This is a genomic window from Actinotalea ferrariae (assembly GCF_019733465.1).
Taxonomy (GTDB): Bacteria; Actinomycetota; Actinomycetes; order Actinomycetales; family Cellulomonadaceae; genus Actinotalea; species Actinotalea ferrariae_A.
The window spans coordinates 1-11,470 of record NZ_JACVQL010000189.1 but is presented as its reverse complement, the minus strand read 5'-3'; the positions used below and the strand labels follow the sequence as shown (position 1 = coordinate 11,470).

Below are 11,470 nucleotides of genomic sequence, written 5' to 3'. Positions count from 1 at the left end.
GCGGCGGTCCCCGCCGCGGGCGACTGGGTGCGGCTCGACGGCGCCGCCGCCCCGGCCGGCACGTCGGCTGCCGTCGTCACCGAGGTCCTGCCCCGCCGGACCGCCGTCGTCCGCGCGCAGGTCGCCTCCGGCTCCTCGTACGAGCAGGTGCTCGCGGCGAACGCCGACGTCGCCGCCGTGGTCGAGGGCATGGCGCCCGACGGCGACCTCGCGCGGGTCGAGCGCCTGCTCGCGCTCGCCTGGTCCTCGGGCGCCCGTCCCGTCGTGGTGCTGACGAAGAGCGACCTCGTCGCGCTCCCCGAGGCGCTGCGCGCGGAGGTCGCCGACGTCGCCCCCGGCGCCGACGTGCACGCCGTCTCGGCCACGGACGACGTCGGGCTGGAGCCCCTGCGCGAGCTCCTCGCCTCCGGGGCGACCGTCGCTCTGCTCGGGGCCTCGGGCGTGGGCAAGTCGACGCTGCTCAACGCGCTGGTCGGCACGACGACCATGCGCACGCAGGCGCTCCGCACGGACGGCAAGGGCCGGCACACGACGGTCACGCGCGAGCTCCACCTCGTCCCCGGGGGCGGTGCGGTGCTCGACACCCCCGGCCTGCGGACGGTCGGGCTCGCCGGCCGGGAGGCGCTCGACGACGTGTTCGCCGACGTCGACGAGCTCGCCGCCGGGTGCCGGTTCCACGACTGCGCGCACCTCACCGAACCGGGGTGCGCCGTCCTGGCCGCGCTCGAGACCGGCGAGCTCTCCGAGCGCCGTCTCCACAGCTACCGCAAGCTGCTGCGCGAGGCGGCCCACCAGGCCGAGCGCGTCGACGCCCGGCTGCGGGCGCAGGCCGCGGGCCGGCGCAAGGCGATCGCGAAGGCGTACCGCAAGCAGCAGGTGCGGCCCTGAGGTCAGGCGCGAGGAGGACGCGCGGCGGCTGACGGCGGACGCGCGGACACGCGGACGCGCGGACTGCCGAGGCCGCCGGTCAGAGGACCGGCGGCCTCGGCACGGGGCTACGACTGCCGGGGTGCCCCCGGCGGCGGCCTCAGCGGTGGGCGCGGTTCACGGCCGAGATGATCGCCTTGAACGAGGCCGTCGTGATCGAGGGGTCGATGCCGACGCCCCAGAGCACCTCGTCGCCGACGGCGCACTCGACGTACGCGGCCGCGTTGGCGTCGCCGCCGGTCGAGAGCGCGTGCTCGGCGTAGTCCAGCACCTCGACCTGCTGACCCACGCTCGCCAGCGCCGCGACGAACGCGTCCACGGGACCGTTGCCCTCGCCCTCGACCGTGCGCCGCACGCCCGACTCCACGAGGTCGACCGACAGCCGGTCCGGTCCGCCCTCGGAGCTGACCGTCCGGCTGCCGTGCAGCGAGAACCGGCCCCACGGCGCGAGCTCGCTGCCCGGCTCGACCGGCAGGTACTCGTCGGTGAAGATGCGCCACAGGTCGTCGGCGGTGACCTCGTGCCCCGACGAGTCCGTGTACGCCTGGACGACGCGCGAGAACTCGATCTGGAGCCGGCGCGGCAGGTCGAGGTGCCGCTCGGTCTTGAGCAGGTACGCCATGCCGCCCTTGCCGGACTGCGAGTTCACGCGGATCACGGCCTCGTACGAGCGGCCGACGTCGCGCGGGTCGATCGGGAGGTACGGCACCGCCCAGACGAGGTCGTCGACCTCGACCCCCTGCGCCGCGGCCTTCGCCGCCATGTGGTCGAAGCCCTTCTTGATGGCGTCCTGGTGCGAGCCGGAGAACGCCGTGAAGACGAGGTCGCCGCCGTACGGGTGGCGCTCGTGCACGGGCAACTGGTTGCACCACTCGACCGTGCGCCGGATGCGGTCGATGTCGCTGAAGTCGAGCTCGGGGTCGATGCCCTGGCTCAGCAGGTTCATGCCCAGCGTGACGAGGCAGACGTTGCCCGTGCGCTCGCCGTTGCCGAAGAGGCAGCCCTCGATGCGGTCCGCCCCGGCGAGGTAGCCGAGCTCGGCGGCCGCGACGGCGGTGCCCCGGTCGTTGTGCGGGTGCAGCGACAGCACGACGTTCTCGCGCTGGTGCAGGCGCCGGCTCATCCACTCGATCGAGTCGGCGTAGACGTTGGGCGTCGCCATCTCGACCGTCGCGGGCAGGTTGATGATGACCTTCTTCTCCGGCGTGGGGCCGAAGACGTCGATCACGGCGTTGCACACGCGCAGCGCGTACTCGAGCTCGGTGCCGGTGTAGGACTCTGGGCTGTACTCGTAGTAGACGTCGGTGCCCGGGATGGTCTCCTCGTACTTCTTGCACAGGTGGGCGCCCGACGTCGCGATGTCGAGGATGCCGTCCTCGTCCGCGCGGAACACCACCTCGCGCTGCAGCACGGACGTCGAGTTGTACAGGTGCACGATCGCCTGCTTGGCGCCGGCGATGGCCTCGTACGTGCGCTCGATGAGGTGCTCGCGGGACTGGGTCAGCACCTGGATGACGACGTCGTCCGGGATGCGCCCCTCGTCGATGAGCATCCGCACGAAGTCGAAGTCCGTCTGGGACGCCGACGGGAACCCGACCTCGATCTCCTTGAACCCCATCTCGACGAGCAGCTCGAACATCCGGAGCTTGCGCTCGGGGTTCATCGGCTCGATGAGCGCCTGGTTGCCGTCGCGCAGGTCGACCGCGCACCAGCGGGGGGCGCGCTCCATCCGACGGTCGGGCCAGGTGCGGTCCGGCAGATCCACGGTGAGCTGCTCGTGGAAGGGCCGGTACTTGTGCACCCGCATCGGCGACGGCTTCTGAGCCGTGCGCTCGGAGTACGGGGCGTCGGTCGTGGCGGGACGGCGCTCGCCGGCCTCGGCGGCGCTCGTGGCGCCGTCGGCGGTGGTGCTGGTGTCAGAGCTCATGGCTGGTCCTCGGGTGTCCTCGGGTCTCGGCTTGTCGGACGGACTGACCGGCACACCGACCACCGCGATGAGGGACCGGTCGTCAGACCCCACCGCGGCGACGAAGGAGCAGCCGAGGCTGTGTCACGCGCACCCGAGCACTGTACCCCGATGCCCCCGGGCCGCTCACGCGGCCGGGTCGCACCAGATCTGACCCACGGGCTTGCCACGACCGCCGCACGTCTCGCCGAACTCCTCGTACCCGGTGTCGAACCCCGACTCCATGAAGAGGTCGTCGCACGCGGCGTTGTCGCCGCCCGCGCAGGCGTCCCACAGCGCGTCGAGCTCCGGGTCGTCGCCGTAGGTGTCCGAGGCGCCGGACTCCGTGCCCTCGTCCACCTGGCACGACCCGCCACCGGTCGTGGTGCCGCCGCACGTGTTGCCGAACTCCTCGTACTCGGAGCCGAGCGGCGCCGAGATGTAGAGGTCGTCGCACGCTGCGCCGTCGCCCGCGGCGCACTGGTCCCACAGCGCGTCGAGCTCGGGGTCGTCGCCGTAGGCGTTCGGGTCGGAGGCGCCGCCCTCGTCGGTGCCCTCCTCGCCCTCGTCGGTGCCGCCGTCCGTGCCGCCGTCGGTGCCGAACTCGGTGGTGCAGTACGTGCCGCCGTCGGTGCGCCCGCCGCACGAGTCGCCGAACGCCTCGTACTCGGAGCCGCGCGGCGACTCCATGTACAGGTCGTCGCACGCCTGCCAGTCCTCGTCCGCGCACGCGTCGTACAGCGCGTCGAGCTCGGGGTCCGAGCCGTACGTGCCGTCCGGGCCGAGCGAGCCCAGGACGCCGCGGATGACGAAGAAGGCGGCGATCCCCAGGACGATGACGCCGCCGACGACGGCGAGCACGATCCACAGGGTCTTGTTGCTCTTCGCGGGCGGCGTGGACCCGGGCTGGTAGCCGTAGGGCTGCCCGTACGCCGTCGCGGTGCCCTGGCCTGCGCCGCCGCCGGCACCGGCGTAGGCGGTCGCGGGTGCCTGGCCGTAGGCCGTCGCCGGCCCTTGGGCCGGCTGCCCGTACGCCGTCGCCGGCGCACCGTACGGCTGCTGCTGCCCGGGCGCGCCCTGGCCGTAGGGCTGCGCGCCGGACTGACCGTAGGGCGGCTGGCCGTAGGGCTGGCTCTGCTGGCCCGGCTGCTGGCCGTAGGGCTGGCCCGGCTGGCCCGGCTGCTGGCCGTAGGCCTGGCCCTGCTGGCCCTGCTGCTGGCCGTAGGGCTGGCCGTGCTGGCCCTGCTGCTGACCCGTCTGCGGGGCGTACGGCGACGGGGCCGAGTACGGGGGCGCGGCCGGACGGTCCGCTGCGGTCTGGGCGTCCGTCGGCCCGGTCTGGGCCTCGGGCAGCACCTGCGTCTGGGCCTCGGGCACGACCTGCGTCGGCGCCTCGTCGGGCGCGCTCGGGGCGCCGCCGTCGTGCTCGGCGGGCAGCACCTGGGTCTCGGCGTCCCCGGCCTGCGGTGCACCGTCCGCGGGCGCGCCGATGACCTCGGTCGGGGCGTCGGGGCTCGCCGGGCGGGCCGCGAGAGCCGCGTCGACGGACGGGTCACCCAGGGCGCCGAGCCACTGGAGGAGGCCGGGGTAGGCGGCCGGGTTCGAGGCGACCGCGGGCCGCAGGTCGGGCCGCTGCGCGGCGATGTCGGCGAGCACCTGCCCCGGCGTACCCGGATCGGCTGCCTGCGCCGCGGTGAACCCCTGTGCGTCCGTCATCGTCGTCCTGCCCCTCCGTCCGGTGGGCGCCTCAGGGCGTCCCGGCGAGAACCGTAGCGCTGTCCGGGCCTGCGGCGCCCAATCCCACGCGGACCGGGAGGCGGTCGCGCGCCGGCCGGGCCCCGTGGGACGGGCCCCCGGTCAGACGGGTGGGAAGACGCCGAAGTAGGCGAGCGTCAGGAGCAGCAGCACCGCACCGCCGACAGCCGTCGCGAGCGTCCACTCCCCCGCCGCCGTCCGCGCCGCCGGCTCGGCACGCAGCCGCCGGCCGTCGAGGATGCGGTACACGAGGACCACGCCGGCGACCACGGCGGTGACGCCCAGGAGGCGCACCGTGAGCCAGCCGCCCTGCACCAGGAGCGTGCTGGTCCGGTAGTTCTGCGCGAGGTACGCGACCGAGAGCAGGTACGCCACGAGCAGCACGAGCGTCCCGACGGCACCCGCGGCCATCGTCGCGAGGGGGCCGCGGATGCCCGGGGCCAGCGCGCGCTCCCGGCGACCCCGCGCGCGGCGCACCACCCACAGCACCGGGCCGACGAGCACGGCGAGGAGCGCCGCGGCCAGGGCGGCGACGAGCAGGTCGCCCTCGGCGTACCACCGCGGGCGCTCGACGGGCGCCGCGACGAACCGCTGGTACGGCTCGTCACCGGCGACCCGGGGCCGCGCGTCGCCCGCCTCGGGCAGGCCGTGGACCCAGTCGACGAGGTCACGGGCGAACTCGGGCACCAGGACGCCGTCGACCTTGATCCCGTGGTTGGCGTCCTCGTAGTAGCGGACGGTCCAGTCGGGGTTGCCGGCGACCGTCAGGTCCTCGACCAGCTGGAGCGCGCCCTGCACGGTCGGCATGGCGGCGTCCCCCGTGCCGTAGACCACGAGGACCGGCTGGCGCATGCGCTGCTGGAACGGCTGCACCTCGAAGCGGGTGTACTCGAAGCCGCCGCCCGGGAACTCCATGCCGACGAACCGCGGGATGGAGCGGAGCACCTCGACCGGCACGCCCGTGTTGCGCAGGTAGGAGTCGACCGCGAAGGCTGCCTGCTCGCGCGGGGTCACCACGGGGGCGGCGACGAGCACGACGAAGGCCACGGCGGGGTTGTCGGCCGCCATCACGGGCACGACCCAGCTGCCCTCGCTCTCGCCGTAGACCCCGACGCGCTCGGGGTCCACCCCGGGCAGGCCGCGCAGCAGCTCGACGCTGCGCAGGTAGTCGCTCGCCATCGCGGGGTAGTCGCGCGTGCGCGTCGAGTACGTCTCGAGGTTCTTGTTCGGGACCATCGCGACGACGCCCGCGCTCGCCAGGGCGTGGGCCTGCTGGACGAAGGCGTCCTCGAACCGGCCCGTGCCGGCACCGTGGACGAAGACGACGCCGGGACGTTCACCCTCGGCGCCCACCGGCTCGCTGATCTGGGCCTCGACCTCGGTCCCGGCCAGCTCGACCGTCACCACGGACGTCGCGACGTCGTAGGTCCCGACCGGGTCCGCGTCCTGCACCCCGCCGATCGTGGTGTCCGGGGTCTCGACCTCGATGGTCTCGGTGAGCGGCACGGGGTCCCAGCCGGGGCCGGCCATGCCGCCGAGGATGCCGAGCGCGACCACTGCCACCGCGCTGGTCAGCGCTATCCGGTACCGCACGGTCGGGGAGTCTACCGACGGGGCACGAGGCGCCGTCCCACCGCTCGCCACGGCGCGGCGCTCGCCCCCCGGGGCGCGTCCGCCGAGCTCCGCGGGCGCGTCAGGAGCCCTGCGCGCGCCTCAGAAGCCCAGCCTGCGCAGCTGCTTCGGGTCGCGCTGCCAGTCCTTGGCGACCTTGACGTGGAGGTCGAGGTAGACGCGGGCGCCGAGGAGCGCCTCGATCCCGCGGCGCGCGGTCGAGCCGACCTCGCGCAGCCGGGAGCCGCCCTTGCCGATGATGATGGCCTTCTGGCTGTCCCGCTCGACGAAGAGCTGCACCCGCACGTCGAGGAACGGCGGCTGCCCGTCGCTGCCGTCACGGTCGGGCCGCGGGGTGATCTCGTCGACCACCACGGCGAGCGAGTGCGGCAGCTCGTCGCGCACGCCCTCGAGAGCGGCCTCGCGGACGAGCTCGGCGACCATGACGGCCTCGGGCTCGTCCGTGAGCTCACCGTCCGGGTACAGGGCCGGGCCCGGCTCGAGGTGGCCGACGAGGACGTCGATCAGCGTGTCGACCTGGTACCCCTCGACCGCGCTCACGGGCACGACGTCGGCCCACTCGCCGAGTGCCGCCACGGCCATGAGGTGCTCCGCGAGCCGGCCCTTCGGCACCGTGTCCGCCTTGGTCGCGACCGCGACCACGGGCGGGGCCTGGCGGCCGCGGGCGAGGTCGGCGAGCTGCTGCGCGATCCACCGGTCCCCCGGTCCGACGCGCTGGTCCGCCGGCAGGCAGAAGACGACGACGTCGACCTCGCTCAGGGTGTCGCGCACGAGGTCGTTGAGACGTTCGCCCAGCAGCGTGCGCGGCCGGTGGAGGCCGGGGGTGTCGACGAGCACGACCTGCGCGTCCGGCCGGTGCACGATCCCCCGGATGACGTGCCGCGTGGTCTGCGGACGGCCCGAGGTGATCGCGACCTTCTGCCCGACCAGCGCGTTGGTCAGCGTGGACTTGCCCGCGTTGGGCCGCCCGACGATGCAGACGAAGCCGGACCGGAACGGTGCACCACCCGGCCCGTGGTCGGCGTGGGCGGTCATCGTGGTGCTCCTTGCGTGGGGGTGGGGGCGTCGTCGGGGCGCGCGGCCTCCGCGGGCGCTCGACGCACGAGCAGCGTAGCCACCTGACGGCGGCGTCCCTCCACGCGGTCGGCCGTGAGCTCGAGCCCCGCGACCACCGCGCTCGCCCCCGCGAGGGGGACCTTGCCGAGCGCCTTCGCCAGCAGACCGCCGGCGCTGTCGACGTCGTCGTCGTCGAGCGTGAGGTCGAAGAGCTCGCCGAGCTCGTCCACCGGCATCCGGGACGGCACACGGAACGACCCGTCCGGCAGCGCCTCGACCTCGACGGCGGAACGGTCGTGCTCGTCGGTGAGCTCGCCGACGATCTCCTCGAGGGCGTCCTCGATCGTGACGAGGCCGGCGATGCCGCCGAACTCGTCGACCACCATGGCCATGTGGAAGGCGCCCTGCTGCATCTCGCGGAGCAGGTCGTCGGCGGGCTTGGACTCCGGGACGAAGACCGGCGGCCGCAGCAGCGCGTCGACCGGCTCGCCGTCCGAGCCGGGGTGCAGGTGGATGTGGCGCACGACGTCCTTGAAGTACAGGACGCCGAGCACGTCGTCGACCGAGCGGCCGACCACGGGCACGCGCGAGTAGCCCGACCGCAGGAACAGCGACAGCGCCTTGCGCAGCGGCGTGCCGCTCGGGAGCGTGATCATGTCGGTGCGCGGCACCATGACCGCGCGCGTGATCGTGTCGCCCAGCTCGAGCACGGAGCGGAACATCTCCCGCTCCTCGTCCTCCATGTGCTCGGACTCGCTCACCCGGTCGACCATGTCCCGCAGCTCGTCGTCGGTCAGGTCGTGCTGGTCGGAGATCCCTGCGCCCGGTGAGCGCAGCGGCGTCGTCAGCACGCGCGCGACCACGAGCAGCCGCGCCGTCAGCCGCAGCGCCCCCACGGCGTGGCGGCGTCCCAGCGTGCGCGGCACGTGCCGCACGGCGACGACGGCGACCGCCGTGACCAGGGCCGCCGCGATGACGAGCACCTGCCACCAGAGGAGACCGGTCGCGGACAGCGCGAGGGTGAGGGCGACCGCCGCGACGGCCTCGAGCAGGACCCGGACCAGCGCGGCCGCCGACGCCGTGCGGTGCTGGTCCTCGGCGACGCGGCGCAGGCGACGGCCCGTGGGGCCGTCCGACGCGGTCAGGTCGGCGAGCGCGGAGCGGCTCACGCGCAGGAGCGCCGTCTCCCCCGCGGAGAGCAGCGCGGCCGGCACGACGAGCAGCGCCGCCGCGGCGAGCAGGGCGGGGACCGGCACCCCCGTCATCGTGCGGAGAGGAACGTCAGGAGCAGCCGGCGCTGCAGCGCGAACATCTCCTTCTCCTCCTCGGGCTCCGCGTGGTCGTAGCCGAGCAGGTGGAGGATGCCGTGCGTCGTGAGGAGCAGGAGCTCCTCGGTGGTGGAGTGGCCGGCGTCGCGGGCCTGCTTCGCGGCGACCTCGGGGCACAGGACGACGTCGCCCAGCAGCCCCGGGGGCGACGGCTCGCCGTCGGTCCCCGGCCGCAGCTCGTCCATCGGGAAGGACAGGACGTCGGTGGGCCCCGGCTCGTCCATCCACTGCACGTGCAGCTCGCTCATGACGTCGGTGCCCACGAGCAGGATCGACAGGTCCGTCTGCGGGTGGACGTTCATCGCGTCGAGCACGTGCCGTCCGAGGGCGGCGAACTCGGCCTCGTCGACGGCGACGCCGGACTCGTTGTTGACCTCGATGCTCATCGGCGCGGACCCCGCGGGTCGTGGCCGGCGCGCGTCTGGTCCCAGCTCGCGTACGCGTCGATGATGGACCCGACGAGCCGGTGCCGGACGACGTCGTCGGACGTCAGGCGGCAGAACTCGACGTCGTCGACCCCGCCGAGGATCTCCTCGACCACGCGCAGGCCCGACGTCGTCCCGCCCGGCAGGTCGACCTGCGTCACGTCGCCCGTGACGACCATCTTGGCGCCGAAGCCGAGGCGCGTGAGGAACATCTTCATCTGCTCGGTCGAGGTGTTCTGCGCCTCGTCGAGGATGATGAAGGCGTCGTTGAGCGTGCGGCCGCGCATGTAGGCGAGCGGCGCGACCTCGACCGTGCCCGACTCCATGAGCCGCGGGATCGAGTCCGGGTCCACCATGTCGTGGAGCGCGTCGTACAGCGGGTGCAGGTACGGGTCGATCTTGTCGCTCAGGGAGCCCGGCAGGAAGCCCAGCCGCTCGCCGGCCTCGACCGCGGGGCGCGTGAGCACGATGCGGTTGACCTGCTTCGCCTGCAGCGCCTGCACGGCCTTGGCCATCGCGAGGTACGTCTTCCCCGTGCCGGCGGGACCGATGCCGAAGGTGATCGTGTGGCGGTCGATCGCGTCGACGTACGTCTTCTGCCCGACCGTCTTGGGCCGGATCGTGCGGCCGCGCGAGGACAGGATGTTCTGCGTCAGCACCTCGGCCGGCCGGCTCGCGGTCGCCGCGGTGAGCATGCGCACCGACCGCGCGACGACGTCGCCGCTCAGCTCGGTGCCCGTCGCCGCGACCTCGAGCAGCTCGTCGAGCAGGCGCGCGACGAGCGCGACGTCGCCCGGGGGGCCCTGGAGCGTGATCTGGTCGCCGCGTGCGTGGATGCGTACGGACGGGAAGCCTGCCTCCACGGCCCGGAGGACCTCGTCACCCGTCCCGAGGAGGGCGACCGCGGGGAGGTGGGACGGGACGACGATGCGGTGCTCGACGTCGCCGCCGCCTGCGCCGTGCAGGCGTCGCGCGGATGTGTCAGCCATGGGTTCGGCCGTCGGCCGGGTCTCCTCGGGTCGCTCTTCGGGGCCGACGACGGCGTGCCGCCTGCACCCTTCATCTTAACGGCGCGCGCGCCGGCCGCTCGGGGGCGGGAGTCCGCTCCGTCAGCCCGGGGACCACCCGAGGCGTGCGCCGCCGAGCACGTGCCCGTGGACGTGGAAGACCGACTGCCCGGACTGGGCACCGGTGTTGAAGACGAGCCGGAACTCGCCGCCCGCCTCGGCGCGGGCCACCTCGTCCCCGAGGGCGACGACGGCCGCCAGCAGCGCGGGGTCGGCCGCCGCGAGCGAGACGACGTCGCGGTGGTGCGCGCGCGGCACCACGAGCACGTGCACGGGCGCCTGCGGGTCGATGTCGCGGAACGCGACGGCGTGCTCGGAGGTCGCGACGACCGTCGCCGGCACCTCGCCGGCGACGATGCGGCAGAAGAGGCAGTCGGCGTCGGCCGGCCCGGGGGCCGAGCTCGACGGGGTCGCGGTGGTCGACATGCCGACCACGGTAGCGCCGGGGCACCCGCCGTGGCTGCGAGGATGGCCGCCACCCGCCCGAGACCGTGGAGGAGCCCGTGGACCGCACCGCCCGCAGCGCGACCCGGTCACGGGCGCGCTCCGCGCTCGCCACCGCCGCGACGGCGGCAGTCCTCGTGGCGGGCCTCGCGGCGTGCCAGACGGGCACGGCCGAGGACACGCCCGCCGCGACGGGCAGCCCGACGCCCGCGGCGACCTCGACCGCGAGCCCCGCGCCCACGCCCGAGGCGACGCCGGACGCGACGCCCGGACCGAGCCCGACGCCCGGGGCGCCGGCGGTGAACGGGCCGAACTCGATCACGTCGCCGCTCGCGGAAGGCGAGGTCACGTCGCCGTTCACCGCACGCGGCGAGGGGACCGCGTTCGAGGCGACCCTGCTGTACCGCGTCCTCGTCACGGGGACGCAGGACGCGGTCGCCGAGGGCTTCACGACCGCGGGCGCGAACGGTGAGGTCGGCCCGTGGGAGGTGCCGCTCGACCTCGAGCCCGGCCGCTACACGCTGCAGGTCTGGGAGCCGGGCATGTCCGACGGCGCGAGCGGCGAGTCGGGGCGCAACCTCGTCGAGGTCACCTTCACCGTCCGCTGAGGCGGGCGTCCACGACCCTCAGCCCCACCGGCCGAGCCGGTCGGCGAGCAGCGCGAGGGCCACGGGACCGGCGGTCGACGTGCGCAGCACGTGCGGCCCGAGGCGGACCGTGGTCGCCCCGGCCGCCTCGAGCGCGGCGAGCTCGTCGTCGGCGATGCCACCCTCCGGGCCCACGACGACCGTCACCTCGGCCGGCGCGACCGTGCCGCCATCGGGCGACGCGACGTCGCGCGACGCGACGTCGGGCAGCACGACGTCGGGCAGCACGACGTCGGGCAGCACG

General features: G+C 74.5%; 11 protein-coding genes. 2 read left to right on the top strand and 9 right to left on the bottom strand.

Annotated elements, in window-relative coordinates:
• Positions 1 to 888: ribosome small subunit-dependent GTPase A (gene rsgA, locus ICW40_RS14795; protein WP_221654781.1), on the top strand; the 888-nt coding region annotated here is incomplete at its 5' end.
• 139 nt (positions 889 to 1,027) lie between these two features.
• Here rsgA and leuA read toward each other — a convergent pair.
• From leuA to ICW40_RS14755, 8 genes are all read right to left on the bottom strand, one after another.
• Positions 1,028 to 2,854: a 2-isopropylmalate synthase gene (gene leuA / locus ICW40_RS14790; RefSeq protein ID WP_221654780.1), complete on the bottom strand. Its 1,827-nt coding sequence runs from the start codon at positions 2,852 to 2,854 to the stop codon at positions 1,028 to 1,030.
• Positions 2,855 to 3,019: 165 nt separating this feature from the next.
• Positions 3,020 to 4,588 (bottom strand): variant leucine-rich repeat-containing protein, encoded by a 1,569-nt coding sequence (locus ICW40_RS14785; RefSeq protein WP_221654779.1) that lies wholly within the window; start codon positions 4,586 to 4,588, stop codon positions 3,020 to 3,022.
• A 141-nt stretch (positions 4,589 to 4,729) separates the two neighbouring features.
• The gene (locus ICW40_RS14780) at positions 4,730 to 6,220 is read right to left on the bottom strand and encodes an alpha/beta hydrolase family protein (protein WP_308121826.1); all 1,491 of its coding nucleotides are present in this window, start codon (positions 6,218 to 6,220) and stop codon (positions 4,730 to 4,732) included.
• Between the two features lie 120 nt (positions 6,221 to 6,340).
• Complete coding sequence (gene era, locus ICW40_RS14775; RefSeq protein ID WP_221654778.1) at positions 6,341 to 7,294, bottom strand: GTPase Era; 954 nt, start codon at positions 7,292 to 7,294, stop codon at positions 6,341 to 6,343.
• Positions 7,291 to 8,580: a hemolysin family protein gene (locus tag ICW40_RS14770; protein WP_221654777.1), complete on the bottom strand. Its 1,290-nt coding sequence runs from the start codon at positions 8,578 to 8,580 to the stop codon at positions 7,291 to 7,293. Before ICW40_RS14770 ends, era begins: the two co-directional genes overlap by 4 nt.
• Positions 8,577 to 9,029: an rRNA maturation RNase YbeY gene (gene ybeY, locus ICW40_RS14765; RefSeq protein WP_221654776.1), complete on the bottom strand. Its 453-nt coding sequence runs from the start codon at positions 9,027 to 9,029 to the stop codon at positions 8,577 to 8,579. Before ybeY ends, ICW40_RS14770 begins: the two co-directional genes overlap by 4 nt.
• Entirely contained in the window at positions 9,026 to 10,057 is a 1,032-nt protein-coding gene (locus ICW40_RS14760) for a PhoH family protein (protein ID WP_221654775.1), read from the bottom strand. The genes ybeY and ICW40_RS14760 overlap by 4 nt, the downstream gene beginning before the upstream one ends.
• A gap of 120 nt (positions 10,058 to 10,177) precedes the next feature.
• On the bottom strand, positions 10,178 to 10,561 hold the full coding sequence (locus tag ICW40_RS14755) for an HIT domain-containing protein (RefSeq protein ID WP_221654774.1): 384 nt from the start codon (positions 10,559 to 10,561) through the stop codon (positions 10,178 to 10,180).
• Positions 10,562 to 10,638: 77 nt separating this feature from the next.
• Between ICW40_RS14755 and ICW40_RS21625 the strand changes: the two genes are divergently transcribed.
• Entirely contained in the window at positions 10,639 to 11,187 is a 549-nt protein-coding gene (locus tag ICW40_RS21625; protein WP_221654773.1) for a Gmad2 immunoglobulin-like domain-containing protein, read from the top strand.
• A gap of 18 nt (positions 11,188 to 11,205) precedes the next feature.
• On the opposite strand, the gene ICW40_RS14745 is transcribed toward ICW40_RS21625, so the two are convergent.
• On the bottom strand, positions 11,206 to 11,470 hold a 265-nt coding region (locus ICW40_RS14745), incomplete at its 5' end, for an RsmE family RNA methyltransferase (protein WP_221654772.1).